Raw genomic sequence first — 18,734 nt, forward strand, 5'->3', positions numbered from 1 at the left:
TCGGGCCTAGCTCTGCGGAGCCGTGGTCGCCGGTCTTGGGCCGGGCGCGGCCGGTGACACCTGTGTCGGCGTCACGATCGTCTGCGTCGTCGGCGGCAGCGGCCCGGATCCGTCGGGATCCACGACGGTGGTCGTCGGCGTGGTCGGGGTGGTCTCTGTCGGTGAGGTCGGCGACGTCGGACCGGTGGTGTCCGTCGGGCTCGTGGTGGTCGGTGTCGTGGTGGTCGTGGTTGCGGTCGTGGACTCGAAAGTCTCCTTGGGCCGCCGCACGTTGGTGCGCGGCACCCAGGTGTAGTTCGGGTCGGGAACGAACCCAGGGGGTACGACCGCAGGCGATGGTGCGGGGGGAGGCGGTTCGGGCTGGAACGTTTGATTCACCCAGAAAAGTGCGACGAAGACGACGAGAAGTACGATCGTCGAGACCCGCATCCGACCGAACCTTGCCTTGAACCAGGAGGTCACGGTTTCTTCTCCGGCGCTCCGCGGGATTCCGCCTCGGCGCCGACGGCACTCGCGGGATGCGCGATCGCTTCGACAGAAGTCGTCTGGGCCTCGGTGTGGGAGACGATGCCGGCCTTCGTGAGGGCGGCAATCACGCGAATGCGGAGGCGGCGGCCGACTTCAAATTGCTTGCCCGGGAGCGTGCGCGCCACTATCCGCACGTTGACGGTGTCTAGCTCGATGCTCTCCACTCCCATCAGGGACGGCTCGTCGAGCAACAACTGATGCAAGGTGACGTCCTGCATCGCATCTCGGCACACGTCGTGCAGCAGCGAGTTGACCTCGTTGAGGTCGGCGCTGATTGGTACCGGGATGTCGATGACAGCCCGTGCCCAGTCCTTCGACAGGTTGGTGGACTTGATGATCAGGCCGTTCGGAATGGTGAAAACCTCGCCCTCGTTGGAGCGCAGTTTGGTCACTCGCAGCGTGACCTCTTCGACCGTGCCCGTGGCGTCGTCCACACCCACCATCGACAACGTCACCAGATCGCCGAATCCATACTGCTTTTCGGTGATGATGAAAAATCCCGCAAGCAGATCTTGAACTATCCGCTGGGCACCGAAACCCAGCGCCGCACCCAAAACCGCGGCTGGCGCCACGAGCGACCCTATCGGGATGGCCAAGGTGTCGCTGACCTCGACGGATACGACGACGAACAACAGTGCGACCGATACCCAGGAGATCACTGAAGCGACGGCCTGGCGATGCTTCGCGCTCTCGGTGCGCACCAGTTGGTCGCTTTCCTGGTACTCGGCGTCGATCCGCCGCACCACGCGGCGCGCGCCCCAGTTGATGAATCGGGCAGCCAGCAGTCCCCCGATGAGCAGCAGGGCGATCGGGACCCCTCGCTCGAGGATCCAGACACCGATATTGCCCTGCCAGAAACCGGTCCACCGGTCTCCCAAGGCGAATGCGATCAAGTTGCTATTCGTCATCTCGTCTATTGCGCCAACGGATTCCGGCCTCGAGGAACCCGTCGATGTCTCCGTCCAGCACTGAAGTCGGATTGCCGACCTCATACTCGGTGCGCAAGTCCTTTACCATTTGATACGGATGCAAAACGTAAGAACGCATCTGATTTCCCCACGAGCTTCCGCCGTCGCCCTTCAGGGCATCCATTTCGGCGCGCTCCTCTAAACGCTTGCGTTCCAACAACTTTGCCTGAAGAACCCGCATTGCCGAGACCTTGTTCTGCAACTGCGACTTCTCGTTCTGGCAGGTGACCACGATACCGGTCGGGATGTGCGTGAGTCGAACCGCTGAGTCGGTGGTGTTCACCGACTGACCGCCCGGTCCACTGGATCGGTAGACGTCGACACGCACGTCAGCCTCGGGAATGTCTATGTGGTCGGTGGTTTCGGTGACGGGCAACACTTCTACTTCGGCGAAAGAGGTCTGGCGCCTGCCCTGGTTGTCGAACGGGCTGATGCGCACCAGCCGGTGGGTGCCCTGCTCCACCGACAATGTGCCGTACGCGTACGGCGCGTGCACCGCGAAGGTCGCGCTCTTGATGCCCGCCTCTTCGGCGTAGGACGTGTCGAACACCTCGACCGGGTAGTCGTGCTGCTCGGCCCAGCGGATGTACATGCGCATCAACATCTCGGCCCAGTCCGCCGCGTCCACCCCGCCCGCGCCGGACCGGATGTTGACCAGCGCCTCACGCGCGTCGTACTCGCCGGACAGCAGCGTGCGGACCTCCATCGCCTCGAGGTCCTCGCGCAGCTTTTTGAGCTCGGCGTCGGCCTCGGCTTCGGCTTCCGCGGCGCCCGCTCCCTCTTCTTCGGAGGCCATCTCGTAGAGCACGGGCAGGTCATCGAGGCGCTGCCGGAGTTCCTCGACGCGGCGCAGTTCGCCCTGGGTGTGGGACAGCTCGCTGGTGACTTTCTGCGCCCGCGACTGGTCGTCCCACAGGTTCGGGTCAGAGGCCTCGTGTTCGAGCTTCTCGATCCGGACACGCAGGCCCTCGACGTCGAGCACCCGCTCCACCGTCGTCAGGGTGGAGTCAAGTGCTGCGATATCGGCTTGCCGGTCGGGATCCACGGGAATTCAGGGTACCTGTGGCAGAAGCCGACACTGTTATCCCTGACTGACGGCAATTCGGAAGCGTTCGGCTTTAGCATCGGAGATGGCAACCGGCCCTGCCGCGACGCGACAGCCCCTTGCGTGCGGCCGGGCAGCGACAACCTTCAACAAAAGGTATTCATGCGTCCCTACCACGTGGCGATCGTCGGCTCCGGCCCCTCGGGCTACTTCGCTGCCGCTTCGCTCCTGAAATTCGCCGACGCCACCGATGACGCGGATGTCCGCGTCGACATGCTGGAGATGCTGCCCACGCCATGGGGGCTGGTGCGCTCGGGCGTCGCACCCGACCACCCCAAGATCAAATCCATCAGCGCCCAGTTCGAGAAAACCGCGCTGGACCCCCGTTTCCGGTTCTTCGGCAACATCGTGGTCGGCGACCACGTGCAGGCTGCTGAGCTGGCCGAACGCTACGACGCGGTGATCTACGCCGTCGGCGCGCAGTCCGATCGATCGTTGGGTATTCCCGGCGAGGATTTGCCCGGCAGCGTGCCCGCCGTCGACTTCGTGGGCTGGTACAACGCCCATCCTCACTTCGAGGAGATGGCGCCGGATCTGTCGACCGGGCGAGCCGTGGTGGTCGGCAACGGCAATGTCGCGCTGGACGTGGCGCGCATCCTGGTGACCGACCCCGATGTGCTGGCCGCAACCGACATCGCCGACCATGCGCTGCAGTCCCTGCACGACCGCGGTGTCGAGGAGGTCCTCATCATCGGCAGGCGCGGTCCGCTGCAGGCCCCGTTCACCACGCTGGAACTGCGGGAACTCGGCCACCTGGAAGGCCTGGGCGACGTCGACGTGATCATCGACCCCGCCGACTTCGCCGATATCTCCGACGAGGATCTGGACGCTGCGGGCAAGACCGTCAAGAACAACATCAAGGTGTTGCGCGGATACGGCGAGCAGACACCGAAGGGCGCCAAGCGCCGCATCGTCTTCCGGTTCCGCACGTCGCCGATCGAGATCAAGGGCACCGACAAGGTCGAGTCCATCGTGCTGGGGCGCAATGAACTGGTCGAAGAGGATGGCCGCGTCGTCGCCAAGGACACCGGCGAACGCGAGGAGGTCCCGGCTCAGTTGGTGGTACGCGCGGTCGGCTATCGCGGGGTGAAGTTGGAAGGTCTGCCGTTCCACGAGCGCAACGGCACGATTCCGCACACGGATGGCCGGATCGAAGGTCGTCGCAACGAGTACGTCGTCGGCTGGATCAAGCGCGGCCCCACCGGAGTCATCGGCAGCAACAAGAGCGACTCGCAGGAAACCGTCGACACGTTGGTCGCCGACCTGTCGTCGGCGTCGCTGTCAGACTTCGGCAGCGATCATGCCGAGCAGCTGGCGGAATGGCTGGTCGAGCGTCAGCCCAAGGTGATCACCGATGACCACTGGAAGCTGATCGACGAACACGAGCGCACCTCCGGCGAGCCGCACGGGCGGCCGCGGGTGAAGCTGACCAGCGTCGCGGAGCTGCTGCGCATCGCCCACGGCTGACGCCGCTAGTAAATCTCGGGCCCCGGCGGGGGTGGCGGCGGCGGGGCTTCGGTCGGTGCGAATCGCCAGTTGTCGGGGTTCTTGGGCGAGTAGACGACGGGAAACAGCGAAGACATCGTCGGCCACTGGTCGACGTCGACCGCCATGCGCTGATAGATCACATGCTCGTTGACCGTCGGGCCGTTGATGACCCCGGTGATCGTCACGAACTGCTCGCCGGTGACGTCCTCCGGCCGCGGACTGACGCCGGTGACCAACAGCTGCCCGTGCACCCAGTCGCTGCCCGCACCGCGCCGTCTCATGATCCAGGGGGCCGCGATGGCGACCAGCACCCCGAGCATGACCAGGACCATCGCGATTTCCCACACACCGACATGGTAGGACGTGAAGCATGACGACCGTTGGCGATGACATCCGCAATGATGTTGCCTTCGCGCTCCAGATGGCCGACGCCGCCGACGCGCAGACGCTGGCTCGTTTCGGCGCGCTGGATCTTCGGGTCGAGACGAAACCGGACCTCACTCCCGTGACGGATGCCGATCGCTCGGTCGAGGAGCTGGTCCGAGAGGCGTTGGCGGCGCAACGGCCCGATGACGTCGTGCTCGGTGAAGAGTTTGGCGGTACAGCGGTTTTCAGCGGCCGCCAGTGGGTCGTCGACCCCATCGACGGAACGAAGAACTTCGTCCGCGGCGTTCCGGTGTGGGCCACGTTGATCGCGTTGCTCGACGACGGCGTGCCCGTGGTGGGCGTCGTCAGCGCTCCCGCGCTGCACCGGCGCTGGTGGGCCGGCGGTGGCGAGGGCGCCTTCACATCGTTCGGCGGGCAGACGCGGCGCATCTCCGTGTCCGGCGTCGACGACATCGCCTCGGCAAGCCTGACGTACTCCGATCTCACCACCGGGTGGGACGGTTTACGCCCACGATTCCTGGAGCTCACCGACGAGGTGTGGCGGGTTCGCGGTTACGGCGACTTCTGGTCCTACTGCTTGGTCGCCGAGGGCGCCGTGGACATCGCCGTCGAACCGGAGGTGAAGCTGTGGGACCTGGCCGCCCTCGACATCCTGGTGCGGGAGGCGGGCGGCACGTTCACGAGCGTCGCGGGGCAGCCGGGCCCTCACGGTGGAAGCGCCGTCGCCACCAACGGGAAGCTGCACGACGCTGTGCTCGCGCGTCTCCGATAGCCCGATATCTGAGTGCGAATGGCGTCATCATGTGATGACGCCGTCGCGTCGAGCAATTCTGCTCAGAGGGGAGCATCCGTGCAGCAGCTGAGCTGGACCGATGACATGATGTTGCGCGCCGAGCGTCCCGAGACTCCGATGCAGATCCAGATGCTGTTGATCTATGACCCGGCGACGGCGCCCGGCGGGCGGGTCACCTTCAAAGGCATCCTCGAAGAGGTCGACAGCCGGCTGCACCTCGCGCCGACATTTCGGCGGCGGCTGACCGAACTCCCCGGCGGCCTGCACAAGCCGTATTGGGTGGACGACCCCAACTTCGATCTCGAATACCACGTCCGCCACATTGCGCTGCCGCAGCCAGGAGACTGGCGTCAGTTGTGCATCCAGATCGCGCGCATCCATGCCCGGCAGATCGACTTGCGCCGTCCGCCGTGGGAGATGACCGTCATCGAGGGACTCAACTCGGTGCCCGGTGTACCGCCGGGATCGTTCGCGGTCGGCCTGAAGCTCCACCACTGCGCGGCCGACGGCATGGAAAGCGTCGAGCTGATGGCCGCGCTGCACGGCCTCGAACCCGACGGTCCACGCCCCGAGGCACCCGAAAAGCCATGGGCGCCAGACGAACCGCCGTCAACAAGCACGCTCGTGTCGAAGACCGCAGTCAACATCGCGTCATATCCATTGCGGGCGAGCGGTGTCGTGGTTCCCAACGCGCTGAAAGCGGTTCGCCAATTGGCGGGTATGCCAACCAAACTCGTCGGTGGCGTCGCTTCGGCGCTGGCGTCGAGACCGGGCCCGCTGTTTGCGCCCAGCACCAGATTCAACAACGCGGCCTCGCCTCACCGGGTGTTCGAGGCGCGCTTCCACGACTTCGCCGACTTTCAGCGCATCAAAGCGAGCGTGCCGGGAGCGACGATCAACGACGTCGCCGTGGCCTACGTGGGCGGAACGCTGAGACGCTATCTCCAGGACCACGACGAGTTGCCCGAGCAGACACTGGTGTCCGCCTGCCCGGCGTCGATCCGGGACTCCAACGAGAAGGGGGCGGGGGGCAACCGGTTGTTCGGCAGATTGCAGTCGCTGCAGACGGATTCGTCCGATCCGCTCGAACGGCTGGCGATGATCTCCGAGCAGTCGGCCGGATTCCGGGATAGCTCCGATACGGCGAACACGAGTCAACTGATGGAACTCGTCGGACTGGTGCCCACCACACTGTTGGGCTTGACCGTCAAGGCGGCGTCGGCGATGCCGTTCAGCGGCCCGACGATCGCCAACACGACGGTGAGCAATGTGCCGGGCCCGACGGTGCCGGTCTATTTCGCCGGCGCACGACTTGTCCGGGTCACCGGTATGGGTCCGTTGATCGCGGGAATGAACCTGTTTCACGTCATCGCAAGCTACAACGGCACCGTCTCGATGGGCGTCACCGCAGACCGTGACGCGCTGCCGGATCCCGCTCACTATGCCGAGTGCATGCAGGCCGCGTTCGACGAACTGTTGGCAGCGGCCGGTTAGCGCGGCCTGCCGTGTTGAGCAGCCGCGGCGAACCTGTGAATTGGACAACAATCGCGACTACCTTACTCAGGAGTCAGTTCACATACCTTACTCTGGAGTCAGTTCCCGAATTGTGAACGTCAATTTCTAAGCGAGGCGGTCGACATGACCAACACCCTGCCGTCGAACGATGGATCCGCACGGCGGCGAAAGCGTAAAGGCAATGAGAGTGCGGTCGGTCTGCGCAAGCACAAGCGCACCGCGACCGACGTGGCCCTGGCACTGGTCACACCGCTGGTCGGCCAACAGTTCCTCGACCGCTACAAACTGCGCGAGCCGCTGAACGGCGGTCTGAAGTACGGCGTGAAGCAGGTGTTCTCAGTCGCCGGCGCGGCCAGCCGTCAGTTCAAGCGTGCCGCCGGCGCCCAGGGCGGGCCCGCCCGGCTGAAGAAGAGCGGCTCGGACTACTTCGATCTCACACCCGACGACGAGCAGAAGATGATCGTCGACACGGTCGGCGAGTTCGCCGAAGAAGTCATGCGTCCGTCGGCTCGCGAGGCCGACGAGACCGCCACCTATCCGCCCGATCTCGTCGCCAAGGCCGCCGAACTGGGCGTCACGGCGATCAATGTCCCCGAAGACTTCGACGGAATCGCCGCCCATCGCGCAGCGGTCACCAACGTGCTGGTCGCCGAGGCGCTGGCCTACGGCGACATGGGACTCGCGCTGCCGATCCTGGCTCCCGCAGGTGTCGCCTCGGCTCTCACCCACTGGGGCAGCGCCGACCAGCAGGCGACCTACCTGAAAGAGTTCGCCGGCGAGAATGTGCCGCAGGCATGCGTGGCGATCTCCGAACCGCGCCCCCTTTTCGATCCGACCGCGCTGAAGACGACGGCGGTTCGCACCCCGAGCGGCTATCGTCTCGACGGCGTCAAGTCACTGGTGCCCGCCGCCGCGAACGCCGAATTATTCATTGTGGCAGCACAACTCAACGGCAAGCCGGCGCTGTTCATCGTCGAATCGTCGTCGCACGGTGTATCCGTCAAAGCGGACCCGAGCATGGGTATCCGGGCCGCGGCGCTCGGACAGGTCGAACTGGAGAACGTCATCGTCCCGCTGTCCGCGCGTCTTGGCGAGGGCGGGGCCAGCGATCAGGACTATTCGGAGGCCATCGCGCTGTCCCGCCTCGGCTGGGCCGCGCTGGCGGTCGGCACGGCGCACGCGGTGCTCGACTACGTGGTGCCATATGTCAAGGAGCGGCACGCATTCGGTGAGCCGATCGCGCACCGGCAGGCAGTCGCGTTCATGTGCGCCAACATCGCGATCGAGTTCGACGGTCTGCGATTGATCACCTGGCGCGGTGCCGCACGCGCCGACCAGGGTCTGCCGTTCGCCCGGGAAGCGGCGCTGGCCAAGCGACTCGGCGCCGACAAGGGCATGCAGATCGGACTCGACGGAGTGCAACTGCTCGGTGGCCACGGCTACACCAAGGAGCACCCGGTCGAACGCTGGTACCGCGATCTGCGGGCGATCGGCGTCGCCGAGGGCGTCGTCGTTATCTAGTCTTCTAACGAAAGTCGAATCATGGCAATCAATCTGGAACTGCCGAAGAAGCTCGAAGCAGTGATCGACATGGCGCACAACGGCGCCGCCGAGATGCTGCGGCCGATCTCACGCAAGTGGGATCTGCGGGAACACGAGTACCCGGTCGAACTCGACACGCTGGCCACCCTCTTCGAGGGTATCTCGGGCGCCAACGCCATCGCCTTCGCGGGCGCCGAGGCGTTCGCCGCCGGGGAGGCCAAGGACACCAACCACAACGGCGCCAACATGTCGGCCGTGCTCAACGTGATGGAAGTCAGTTGGGGTGACGTGGCATTGATGCTGTCCGTGCCCCGCCAGGGTCTCGGCAATGCCGCGATCTCCAGCGTCGCCACCCGCGAACAGCTCGCGAAGCTCGGTAAGGACGTGTGGGCCGCGATGGCGATCACCGAACCGGGCTTCGGCTCCGATTCGGCCGCGGTGACCACCACGGCCAAGCTCGACGGCGACGAGTACGTCATCAACGGTGAGAAGATCTACGTCACCGCCGGATCGCGCGCCACCCACATTGTGGTGTGGGCGACCCTGGACAAGTCGTTGGGCCGTGCGGCGATCAAGTCGTTCATCGTGCCGCGCGAACACCCCGGCGTCACCGTCGAGCGCCTCGAGGACAAGCTCGGCATCAAGGCCTCCGACACGGCCGCCATCCGCTTCGACAACGCGCGCATCCCGAAGGAAAACCTGCTCGGCAGCCCGGACATCGAGGTCGAGAAGGGCTTTGCGGGCGTCATGGAGACGTTCGACAACACCCGGCCTGTCGTCGCCGCGATGGCCGTCGGCATCGCCCGCGCCGCCCTCGAGGAGTTGCGCAAGATCCTCACCGACGCCGGCGTGGAGATCTCCTACGACAAGCCCTCGCACGTGCAGAGCGCGCCCGCGGCGGAGTTCCTGCGGATGGAATCCGATTGGGAGTCCGCGTATCTGCTGATGGTGCGCTCGGCGTGGCAGGCCGACAACAACATCCCGAACTCCAAGGAAGCGTCGATGGGCAAGGCCAAAGCCGGCCGCGTCGCCAGTGACACCACGCTCAAGGCCGTCGAATTGGCAGGTACCGTCGGCTATTCCGAGCAGACCCTGCTGGAAAAGTGGGCCCGCGACAGCAAGATCCTCGACATCTTCGAGGGCACACAGCAGATTCAGCAGCTGGTGGTTGCCCGTCGGCTGCTGGGCCTGTCGTCGTCGGAACTGAAGTAAAACCCGACCCTGCGGGGCGGGCCCAGATCGCGCTCAGAATCCGTCGTGTACGACGACTCGCGTGCGGCCGGTGACGCCGCCGCCGATGATCGTGCGCAACGTGTGCGGCGCTTCGAGCACCGAGACGTCCTTGGTGATGCTGCCCAGGTGACGGGGCTTGAGCTCGCCCGCGAGTTGACGCCACATGTCGCGGCGCGCCCCGATCGGCAGCTGTACCGAGTCGATGCCGTCCAGCGTTACGCCACGCAGAATGAACGGCATCACCGTCGTCGGTAGGTCAGCCGACCGGGCCAGACCTGAAATCGCTGCGATCGCGCCGTAATTCAACGTGCTCAATGCGTAGGCCAGGGTGTCGCCGCCCACGCTGTCGACGACGCCGGCCCACTGCGACTTGCCGAGCGCTCGGACCTTCTCCCCCTCCGCGGGGAGCCGACCGATCACCTGCGTGGCGCCCAGTTCCATCAGCCAGTCGTGGGCTTCGGCCTTGCCGCTGGACGCTACGACCTCGTATCCGAGTCCGGCCAGTAGATCGACACTGACGCTGCCGACCCCGCCCGTCGCACCGGTCACCAGAATCGGGCCGTCGGCCGGCTGTACACCCGCCGCGCGAATTGCATTGACGCTCATGGCCGCAGTGAATCCCGCCGTGCCGATAGCCGCGGCCTCGGCGGTCGTCAACTCGTCGAGCTTCACCACATAGTCGGCGGGGTAGCGCGCGGTGTCCGCGTAGCCGCCGTGGCGACCGGTGCCGATGTCGTAACCGTGGGCGACGACGCGGTCACCCACCGCGAATTCGGTGGACGAGCTCGAGGTGACCGTTCCGGCGACGTCGATGCCGGGAATCAGCGGGTACTCCCGCGCGACTCCGCCCTTCGGCGTGATGGCCAGGGCGTCCTTGTAGTTGATCCCCGAGTATTCGACCGCTATCTGCACATCGCCGTCGGGCAGGAAGGACGCGTCGACGACCTCATGCTGCAGCGTGATGGATCCCTCGGCGTCCTGGTGCGCGACCAACGCGTTGACTTCAGACATGGAATCCATTCTCATCTGGGCCCACACCGATGGGCCCACGCGCAAGCTGGGGAGTAGGGGAACGCGAAAGTCCCCGAGCACCCGGGCAAGCCCGAGTGTCGCGGACCTTTGCGTCGTCGCTACGAGCCCAGGTACGAGATCAAATCAGGCTTCATCTCCTGCAGCTGCTGACCCCAATACTCCCAGCTGTGCGTGCCGTACGGCGGGAAGTTGAACACGGCATTGTTGCCGCCCGCGGCGATGTAGTTGTCGCGGAAGGTCTCGTTGGTCCGGATCGTCAGACCCTCGAGGAACTCGGCGGGCAGGTTCGCCCCACCCAGCTCGTTCGGCTTGCCGTTACCGCAGTAGACCCACAGGCGGGTGTTGTTGGCCACGAGCGCGGGGATCTGCAACATCGGGTCGTTCCGTTTCCACGCGCTGTTCGGATCTTCGGTCCGGCCCCACATGTCGTTGGCGTCATAGCCACCAGCGTCGCCCATCGACAGATTGATCAGAAACGGCCACTGACCCTCGGACGGGTTCAGGAACGCCGACAGCGCGCCGGCGTAGATGAACTGCTGGGGGTGGTAGACGGAGAGGATCATCGCCGAGTTGCCCGACATCGACAGGCCGACGGCGGCGTTGCCCGTCGTGGACACTCCGCGTTCGGCGGCGAGCCAGTTCGGCAGCTCGCTCGTCAGGAACGTCTCCCACTTATAGGTCTGGCAGCCGTTCTTGCCGCAGGCCGGCGCGTACCAGTCGCTGTAGAAGCTGGACTGCCCGCCGACCGGCATGATGAGCGACAACGGGGTTTCGTAATACCACTCGAACGCCTGGGTCTCGAGGTCCCAGCCGTTGAAGTCATCGCGGGCGCGCAGACCGTCGAGCATGTAGACGGCCTTCGACCCGGTGCCCTTCTGGAACTGCACCTTGATATCGCGGCCCATCGACGGCGAGGGGACCATCAGGTACTCCACTGGCAGACCGGGCCGCGAGAACGCCTCAGCGGTCGGAGACTGCCCCGTGAGGCCCACTACGCCTGGCAGCAGGGCCGCCGCTACGGCAGCCATGGTGAGCCGGCGCGCCCAGGGACGTCGAATCTTGTCAATGAAGCTCATACTGCAAACCCATCCATCTTCCGGTTTCCGCTTTTCCCACGATCAAGCAATCGTCATCGACAGCGCAGCGGAATGCTGCGTTGTCGTGCCCGCTCGACTGAGCCCGGTGGCCCATGGAGCGGACCGAGAAAATTTCAGTTGTCGCGTGTGCAGTAAAACATGTGACCAGCGCGAGGAGAAAGTCCGAACGGCGGCGTCGGCGAGATTCCTGTGAACATTCTGTCTGATGTTGATGCCGACATGTCCGGCCATCGGCACCGTAGGCTTCCGGGTATGGCAAAGGCTCGCGCCTCTCGCCTGGCCGTCGATGACTGGATCCAGGCCGGTTATGCGGTCCTTGCCGAAGAAGGCATCAAGTCGCTGAAGGTTGACCGGTTGTGCACCCGCCTCGGCGTGACCAAAGGCAGCTTTTACTGGCATTTCGCCGATATCGCGAGCTACCGCTCCGCACTGGTCGACGCGTGGGGTGCCTCCAGAGACGAGGAACGAAGCCACTTCGGTACGTCGAACGACGTGCCCGCGCGGGAGCGACTCTCGCAAATGATGACGACGCTGGTCGACGCTCGGCATTGGACGCTGGAGCGCGCGATGCGGGAATGGGCGCGCACCGACGAGGGGGTGGCGGCCAGCGTGCGCGCTGCGGACCGGCGTGTCGTGGCCGCTGTCCGACAGGCGTTTCTCGACTACGGGTTCGATACCGAGGAGGCCGACCTGCGCGCGACCGCCACTTTTGCGGTCGGAATCGGCTTCCTGCACCTGTCCGGGGCGAAGCCCAGCGCCCGCGGAGCCGCGCGGCGCGAGCGCTTCCTCGACATCATGCTGACGCGCTGACCAGGCCAGCAGACCGTCTCGGCGATTTGCACGCTGCCCTCCCCGAGCACGCCCAAATCCGAGTTTTGTAGACGATTACTCGCACTTTCTGTACAAAAGTCCGCTTTGGGCGTGGATCATGCTGCCGCGCTGACCAGGCCAGCAGGCCGTGAACGGCACACTTTCCATACTAAATAGTATGGTAGCGTCGCGATCGTGACCGCGGTTTCGGCCACCCCGGCCATCACCCCCGAGTTTGTCGCCCGGCTGGCAGAGCGCGCACCGGAGGCCGAGCGGATACGCCGCTTACCTGCCGATACGGTCGCCGACCTCACCGCTTCGGGCTTTACCGAACTGCTGGTGCCCGCCCGCTTCGGCGGTCAGCAGGCCGAGTGGCCGTCGATCCTCGACCCGGTTCGGCGGATGGCGCACGGCTGCGCGTCGAGCGCGTGGACGCTTGGCTTCTATGCCCTGCACAACTGGATGCTTGCCCTGTTCGACGAGCGCGCCCAGGCGGAGGCGTTCGCCACGCGTCCGTTCCTCGCGCCGGCGCCCCTGGCGCCGACGGGCCGAGGCGTGCCGACCGGCGACGGCATTCGACTGACCGGTCGGTGGTCGTGGGCGACGGGCGTGATGGACGGCAACTGGATCATGGTGGGCGCGATCTGCGGCCCCGAGGAGGATCCGACCGCCATTTATCCGGCATTGGCCCTACTGCCCATCTCCGACGTCCGCATCGAGGACGTCTGGCACACCGACGGCATGCGGGCCACCGGGTCCAATGACGTGGTCATCGCCGATGCGTTCGTCCCCCACCACCGGCTCCTCCGCGTGGCCGACATCTATTCCGGCACCGCACCGGGCGCCGGACTGCACGACGCCGACACCTACCGGTGGCCGATGGTGCCCGCCCTTTCGCTGTTGGCCGCCATGCCGGCGCTGGGCAGCGCCGAGCGCGTCGCGGAGATCTACGCCGAGCGCCTCGGCGAGCGCATCCTCGCGTACGAAGGCGTCGCGCAGAAGGACAAACCGCTGGCACAGGCGCGGCTCGGCGAGCCGCGGGTCCGGCTGCGTGCGCTACGCGGGCTGCTGGCCGACACCGTCGGAGATATCGAAGCCGTTGTCGCGTCGGGTAACCCGGTGCCGCCGCCGGTGCGGGCCGAGGCCCGCCTCGCCGCTGCGCACATCGTGCACGAGTCGCGGTCGGTGATCGCAGATCTGCTGGAGGCGTGCGGCGCCAGCGTTCACTTCGCCGACAATCCGCTGCAGCGCATCAAACGCGACGTCGATGTTCTTGCCGGTCATGTGGTCTTCGACTACGACACCAGTCGCGAACTCGCCGGAGCGCTCACACTGGGCATGAAGGTCTCGCGCACCGCGATGGTCTAACAAAGGGGAATCATGGCCGACGATTTGCGTGATCGAATCACGAAAACCTTCCAGAAGAACGTCGCCAACCGAATGATGCGGTTGATGCCGTTCCAGACGCTGCTGGAAACCACCGGCCGCAAGACCGGAGAGCCCCGCCGCACGCCGCTGGGTGGACGCCGCGAGGGTGACCAGTTCTGGTTCGTCTCGGAATTCGGAGACAAGTCGCAGTACGTCAAGAACATCCAGGCGAATCCGAACGTCCGCGTCCGGATCAACGGCAAGTGGCATCGCGGCACGGCCCACCTGGTGCCCGACGACGACCCGCACGCACGACTGCGCTCGCTGCCTCAGTTCAACAGCTTCGGCGTGCGGACCTTCGGCACCAACCTGCTGACCATCCGGGTGGACCTCAAGAGCTGATCCGGGGTTGACCGGTGCCTAAAAGTAAAACTAACCTCAGTTTTAGTTCGGCTCGCCCATTGTCGATGGAGACACCATGGAATCCTTTGTTCACCTGCGAAAAGGCCGTACTCCCCGACGCCTGCACGCCGATCTGGATGGGCTGAAGGACGACGAACTCGGGCGGGGCGGCTTCACCGGTCGGACGGCGAACATGTACCGCCGCAACGACCCGACGGCGTTCCGCTCGGTCGGCCCGCTGCGGCCCGTCGACGTGCTGTCCTCGGAGCTCAAACCCAGCGACGCCAGCGACGCCGCCGGCGGTCCACTGCTGATGTTCAGCAACGCCGACTGCCGCGTCATGCTGTCGCGGCGTACCGAGCCGATGCCGTTCTTCGTCCGCTATGTCGACGGAGACCTGCTCAGCTTCGTCCACAAGGGTTCGGGACTGCTGGAGACGGAGTTCGGCCCGCTGCGCTACCGCGAAGGCGACTGGGTCTACATCCCGAAGGCGTGCACGTTCCGTCAGGTTCCCGACAGCGAAAACGGCGCGTCCACGCTGCTGATGATCCAGGCCACCGACGAGTTCCGGGTGCCGGCACCGGGGTACCTGGGTCGGCACTTCCCCTTCGATCCATCCCAGGCCGTCATCCCGGAGGCGTCGCCCATCGACGACGATGGGCGTGACGAGTACGAGGTCCGGCTTGTTCACGAAGGTGGCCCGACTTCTCTGTTCTACCAACATCATCCGCTCGACGTGGAAGGCTGGCGCGGCGACAATTTCGCGTTCACCTTCAACATCGAGGACTACAACGTGGTGACGTCGAACAGCGTGCACCTGCCACCCACGGTGCACCTGTTCATGGAGGCCACCGGCGTCTACGTGATGAACTTCCTGCCCAAGCCCGCCGAAGGCGTGCCAGGCACCGAGCGCACGCCCTGGTATCACCGCAACGTCGACTTCGACGAGATCGCGTTCTTCCACGGTGGATCGCTGTACGGGATTCCGATGCCGCCCGGCTTGGTTTCCCATGCGCCGCAAGGGGTTCACCACGGTGCGCCAGAGAAGGCACGCGAGCGGGCCCGCCGCAAGTTCGACGACTACGACAAGGTCGACTGGTCGGTGATCGCCATCGACACGCGACGCAGGCTCATCCCGTCCGCCGAAGTACTGGCCAACGACCTGGGGCAGCATTGATGACCACCGCCGTGAAGCACGAGTACGACCGAATCCCCTATCTGGTTGCCTACGCCAACAATTCGGGCGTCCGCGACGTGTACGGCGGCGTGGCCGAACTGGTGGTGCTCGAAAGCCACCTGCTGCGCCCGAAGGACAAATCCTCGGATACTGTGCTGGTGTTCATGCATCCCATCGGCGGGGGTGCGTACCTGCCGATGATGAACGCCCTGGCCAAGGCGGGACACCACGTCATCTACTGCAACAGCCGCTTCCGCGGCACCGACTCCGCGCTGCTGATGGAGAAGGTGGTCGAGGATCTCGGCGAGTGCATCAAGGACGCCAAGAACCGGCTCGGCTATTCGAAGGTGGTGCTCGCCGGCTGGAGCGGCGGCGGTTCGCTGTCGGTGTTCTATCAGCAGCAAGCGCAGCATCCGACCGTGACGGCCAGCCCCTCCGGTGACGGCCCCGACCTCACCAGGCTCGGCCTGATCCCGGCCGACGGCATCATGCTGCTGGCCGCACACGTCAGCCGCCACGGAACGATGACCGAATGGCTGGACGCGTCGATCCTCGACGAGTCCGACCCGTCCAACCGCGACCCCGAGTTGGACCTGTACAACCCCGACAACCCGAATCAACCGCCCTACACCGCCGAGTTTCTCGAGCGCTACCGGGCCGCCCAGATCGCACGCAATCGCCGAATCACCAAGTGGGTCAAAGACAAACTGGCCGACTTGAAGGCGCAGGGCCGTCCCGAGGACGAGTTCGCGTTCGTCGTGCACGGCACCATGGCTGACCCGCGGTGGCTCGACCCGACGGTCGATCCGAACGAACGCACCCCCGGACAGTGCTATCTGGGCGATCCTCAGGTGGTGAACAACAGTCCCGTCGGATTGGCCCGCTTCTGCACGCTGCGCAGTTGGCTCTCGCAATGGAGTTATGACGACGCCAACGGTGATGCGGTCAAGTGCGGCCCGGACATCGCGGTGCCCACGCTGGTCATCGGAAACATGGCCGATGACGCCTGCACACCCAGCCACACCCAGCGTCTGTTCAGCGCGATCGGGCATCCTGACAAGGAGATGTACGAGATCCCCGGCGCGAACCATTACTACTCCGGACCCGACCAGCGCGGCACGCTGCGCGAGGCCGTCGGCATCTGCACCGACTGGCTACACAGGCACGAGTTCTCGACATGACTGTCACCGGCCCGCTCGACGGCATCCGCGTCATCGAGGTGGGCACGCTCATTTCCGGACCGTTCGCCGGCCGGCTGCTCGGGGACATGGGAGCCGAGGTCATCAAGATCGAGCCGCCGGGGGCCCCCGATCCGTTGCGCACCTGGGGGCAAGCCGAACTCGACGGCCACAATTTCTTCTGGACCGTGCACGCGCGCAACAAGAAGGCCGTCACGCTGAACCTGCGCGAGGATGCCGGCCGCGAACTGTTCCTGGACCTCGTCGAGCGCTCCGACATCATCGTGGAGAATTTCCGGCCCGGCACGCTGGAGAAGTGGAACCTCGGCTATGACGTGCTGCGCGAGCGCAACCAGGGCATCATCCTGGTAAGGGTCTCCGGATACGGGCAGACCGGTCCTGAGGCGCACAAGGCCGGTTACGCGTCGGTCGCCGAGGCGGCCAGTGGCCTGCGGCACATGAACGGGTTCCCCGGCGGTCCGCCCCCGCGACTCGCCCTGTCGCTCGGCGACAGCCTGGCCGGGATGTTCGCCGCCCAGGGCGCACTGGCCGCGCTGTATCGACGCTCGGTCACCGGCAAGGGACAGGTCGTCGACGCTGCTCTCACCGAATCCTGTTTGGCCGTACAGGAATCCACCATTCCGGACTACGACGTGGGCGGCGTGATCCGCGGGCCGTCCGGCACGCGTCTGGAGGGTATCGCCCCGTCGAACATCTACCCGACCGCCGACGGCAGCTGGGTCGTCATCGCCGCCAATCAGGACACCGTGTTCCGTCGGCTGTGCGCCGCGATGGGACAACCGGAACTCGCCACCGACGACCGATTCGTCACTCACGGTGCCCGCGGCCGCAATCAGGATGAGCTTGACAAGATCATCGGCGACTGGGCGGTCACCCGTCAGCCCGCCGACATCATCGCCACCCTCTCAGAAGCCGGGGTGATCAGCGGACCCATCAACACCGTCGCCGAGGTCGTCGAGGATCCACAGCTGCAGGCCCGCGGCATGATCGCCGACCACTGGGACGAACGCATCGAGCGAAACATCAAGGGTCCCGGTGTGATACCGGTGCTCTCGGATACGCCGGGCACGATCCGCAACGCCGGCTCGGCCCGGCCCGGCCAGCACAATGACGAGATCTACGGCGGTCTGCTGGGTCGCAGTCATGCCGAGATCATGAAGCTGGCAGAGGAGGGCGTGATATGAGTGCGCTTCCGGCGCATGTCGACATTCGCGACGTCTCACTGCGCGACGGACTACAGATCGAGGATCCGATTCCGTTGGCGGCCAAGCTCGAACTGCTCGCGGCCGTCGCCGCCACCGGCGTGCGGGAGATGGAGGCGACGGCGTTCGTCTCGCCGTCGAAGGTGCCCGCACTTGCCGACGCGGCCGAACTCGCCGCCGAGCTGCACAACTTTCCCGATATCGAGTTCTCGGCGCTGGTGGCCAGCCCCAATGGCGCCAAGCGCGCGATCGCGGCGGGTTTGCGGTCGATCGAGTACGTGGTGTCGGCCGCCGACGGCCATAGCCAAGCGAACGTAGGTCGCGCCACGGCGGAAGCCACCGCGCAAATTCCCGAGATCGTCGCGATCGCCCACGACAGCGGCGTCACCGTCGAGGTCATCATCGCCACCGCGTGGGACTGCCCCTTCGACGGCCCGACACCCGCGCAACGCGTGTTGGACATCGTGACCGCCGCCCGCGACCACGGCGCCGATCGCCTCGCGATCGCCGACACCATCGGCACCACCACCCCGCGCCGGGTCAGCGCTCTGGTGGCGCAGGTGCGTCCCCTCATCGGTGACATCCCGCTGGGGGCGCATTTCCATAACACTCGCGGCGCCGGACTGGCCAGCGCCTACGCGGCAGTCGAGGCCGGTATCACCCGGTTGGACGCGTCGGTCGGCGGGCTCGGCGGCTGTCCGTTCGCGCCGGGTGCCAGCGGCAACATCGCGTTGGAGGACCTCGTCTATCTGTTGAGGGACAGCGAGATTGGCGTCGACGTCGACCTGGAGGGCGCCATCGCCGCCGCGCGCGTCGCGCAAAAAGTCGTCGGGCACGACCTACCGAGCTCGCTGCTGCGCGCCGGCGACCGGATTCTCGACACCTAGC

Annotated in this window: 18 protein-coding genes; 12 read left to right on the forward strand and 6 right to left on the reverse strand. The window is 65.7% G+C overall.

The window, feature by feature from the left end; translation table 11 throughout:
* Positions 1–6: 6 nt before the first annotated feature.
* From G6N36_RS29775 to prfB, 3 genes are read right to left on the reverse strand one after another with little or no spacing between them, the layout of a single operon-like run.
* On the reverse strand, positions 7–462 hold the full coding sequence (locus G6N36_RS29775) for an Rv3103c family proline-rich protein (RefSeq protein WP_170311115.1): 456 nt from the start codon (positions 460–462) through the stop codon (positions 7–9).
* Complete coding sequence (locus tag G6N36_RS11660) at positions 459–1,436, reverse strand: mechanosensitive ion channel family protein (RefSeq protein ID WP_163686649.1); 978 nt, start codon at positions 1,434–1,436, stop codon at positions 459–461. Before G6N36_RS11660 ends, G6N36_RS29775 begins: the two co-directional genes overlap by 4 nt.
* Positions 1,426–2,541, reverse strand: a complete 1,116-nt coding sequence (gene prfB / locus G6N36_RS11665; protein WP_163686650.1) for a peptide chain release factor 2 — start codon at positions 2,539–2,541, stop codon at positions 1,426–1,428. Before prfB ends, G6N36_RS11660 begins: the two co-directional genes overlap by 11 nt.
* Before the next feature lie 162 nt (positions 2,542–2,703).
* On the opposite strand from prfB, the gene G6N36_RS11670 reads away from it, so the two are divergent.
* Positions 2,704–4,068 carry an FAD-dependent oxidoreductase gene (locus G6N36_RS11670; protein ID WP_163686651.1) on the forward strand — a complete coding sequence of 455 codons (1,365 nt, stop codon included), beginning with the start codon at positions 2,704–2,706 and terminating at the stop codon, positions 4,066–4,068.
* 5 nt (positions 4,069–4,073) lie between these two features.
* Here the strand turns inward: G6N36_RS11670 and G6N36_RS11675 are convergent, their stop codons facing one another.
* The gene (locus G6N36_RS11675) at positions 4,074–4,421 is read right to left on the reverse strand and encodes a hypothetical protein (RefSeq protein ID WP_276067210.1); all 348 of its coding nucleotides are present in this window, start codon (positions 4,419–4,421) and stop codon (positions 4,074–4,076) included.
* A gap of 38 nt (positions 4,422–4,459) precedes the next feature.
* Here G6N36_RS11675 and hisN point away from each other — a divergent pair, with 38 nt between their 5' ends.
* The 4 genes from hisN (at position 4,460) to G6N36_RS11695 (ending at position 9,538) form a co-directional block, all read left to right on the forward strand.
* Positions 4,460–5,248, forward strand: coding sequence for a histidinol-phosphatase (hisN, locus tag G6N36_RS11680; protein ID WP_163686653.1), 789 nt, complete (start codon positions 4,460–4,462; stop codon positions 5,246–5,248).
* Positions 5,249–5,326: 78 nt separating this feature from the next.
* Positions 5,327–6,763 (forward strand): WS/DGAT/MGAT family O-acyltransferase, encoded by a 1,437-nt coding sequence (locus G6N36_RS11685; RefSeq protein WP_163686654.1) that lies wholly within the window; start codon positions 5,327–5,329, stop codon positions 6,761–6,763.
* A 144-nt stretch (positions 6,764–6,907) separates the two neighbouring features.
* Complete coding sequence (locus tag G6N36_RS11690) at positions 6,908–8,305, forward strand: acyl-CoA dehydrogenase family protein (protein ID WP_163686655.1); 1,398 nt, start codon at positions 6,908–6,910, stop codon at positions 8,303–8,305.
* Positions 8,306–8,326: 21 nt separating this feature from the next.
* On the forward strand, positions 8,327–9,538 hold the full coding sequence (locus G6N36_RS11695; protein ID WP_163686656.1) for an acyl-CoA dehydrogenase family protein: 1,212 nt from the start codon (positions 8,327–8,329) through the stop codon (positions 9,536–9,538).
* A 33-nt stretch (positions 9,539–9,571) separates the two neighbouring features.
* On the opposite strand, the gene G6N36_RS11700 is transcribed toward G6N36_RS11695, so the two are convergent.
* Both G6N36_RS11700 and G6N36_RS11705 read right to left on the reverse strand, forming a co-directional pair.
* The gene (locus G6N36_RS11700; RefSeq protein WP_163686657.1) at positions 9,572–10,570 is read right to left on the reverse strand and encodes an acrylyl-CoA reductase family protein; all 999 of its coding nucleotides are present in this window, start codon (positions 10,568–10,570) and stop codon (positions 9,572–9,574) included.
* Positions 10,571–10,689: 119 nt separating this feature from the next.
* Positions 10,690–11,667, reverse strand: a complete 978-nt coding sequence (locus G6N36_RS11705) for an esterase family protein (protein ID WP_163686658.1) — start codon at positions 11,665–11,667, stop codon at positions 10,690–10,692.
* A gap of 273 nt (positions 11,668–11,940) precedes the next feature.
* On the opposite strand from G6N36_RS11705, the gene G6N36_RS11710 reads away from it, so the two are divergent.
* From G6N36_RS11710 to G6N36_RS11740, 7 genes are all read left to right on the forward strand, one after another.
* Positions 11,941–12,498: a TetR/AcrR family transcriptional regulator gene (locus G6N36_RS11710; protein WP_163686659.1), complete on the forward strand. Its 558-nt coding sequence runs from the start codon at positions 11,941–11,943 to the stop codon at positions 12,496–12,498.
* Between the two features lie 195 nt (positions 12,499–12,693).
* On the forward strand, positions 12,694–13,866 hold the full coding sequence (locus tag G6N36_RS11715) for an acyl-CoA dehydrogenase family protein (RefSeq protein ID WP_163686660.1): 1,173 nt from the start codon (positions 12,694–12,696) through the stop codon (positions 13,864–13,866).
* A gap of 12 nt (positions 13,867–13,878) precedes the next feature.
* The gene (locus G6N36_RS11720) at positions 13,879–14,268 is read left to right on the forward strand and encodes a nitroreductase/quinone reductase family protein (RefSeq protein WP_163686661.1); all 390 of its coding nucleotides are present in this window, start codon (positions 13,879–13,881) and stop codon (positions 14,266–14,268) included.
* Positions 14,269–14,344: 76 nt separating this feature from the next.
* The gene (locus tag G6N36_RS11725; RefSeq protein ID WP_163686662.1) at positions 14,345–15,445 is read left to right on the forward strand and encodes a homogentisate 1,2-dioxygenase; all 1,101 of its coding nucleotides are present in this window, start codon (positions 14,345–14,347) and stop codon (positions 15,443–15,445) included.
* Positions 15,445–16,626: an alpha/beta hydrolase family protein gene (locus G6N36_RS11730; protein ID WP_163686663.1), complete on the forward strand. Its 1,182-nt coding sequence runs from the start codon at positions 15,445–15,447 to the stop codon at positions 16,624–16,626. Before G6N36_RS11725 ends, G6N36_RS11730 begins: the two co-directional genes overlap by 1 nt.
* Positions 16,623–17,828, forward strand: a complete 1,206-nt coding sequence (locus G6N36_RS11735; RefSeq protein WP_163686664.1) for a CaiB/BaiF CoA transferase family protein — start codon at positions 16,623–16,625, stop codon at positions 17,826–17,828. The genes G6N36_RS11730 and G6N36_RS11735 overlap by 4 nt, the downstream gene beginning before the upstream one ends.
* Complete coding sequence (locus G6N36_RS11740) at positions 17,825–18,733, forward strand: hydroxymethylglutaryl-CoA lyase (RefSeq protein WP_163686665.1); 909 nt, start codon at positions 17,825–17,827, stop codon at positions 18,731–18,733. The genes G6N36_RS11735 and G6N36_RS11740 overlap by 4 nt, the downstream gene beginning before the upstream one ends.
* Position 18,734 lies beyond the last annotated feature (1 nt).

The sequence above is a fragment of the Mycolicibacterium gadium genome, assembly GCF_010728925.1.
In the GTDB taxonomy this organism is placed as follows: domain Bacteria; phylum Actinomycetota; class Actinomycetes; order Mycobacteriales; family Mycobacteriaceae; genus Mycobacterium; species Mycobacterium gadium.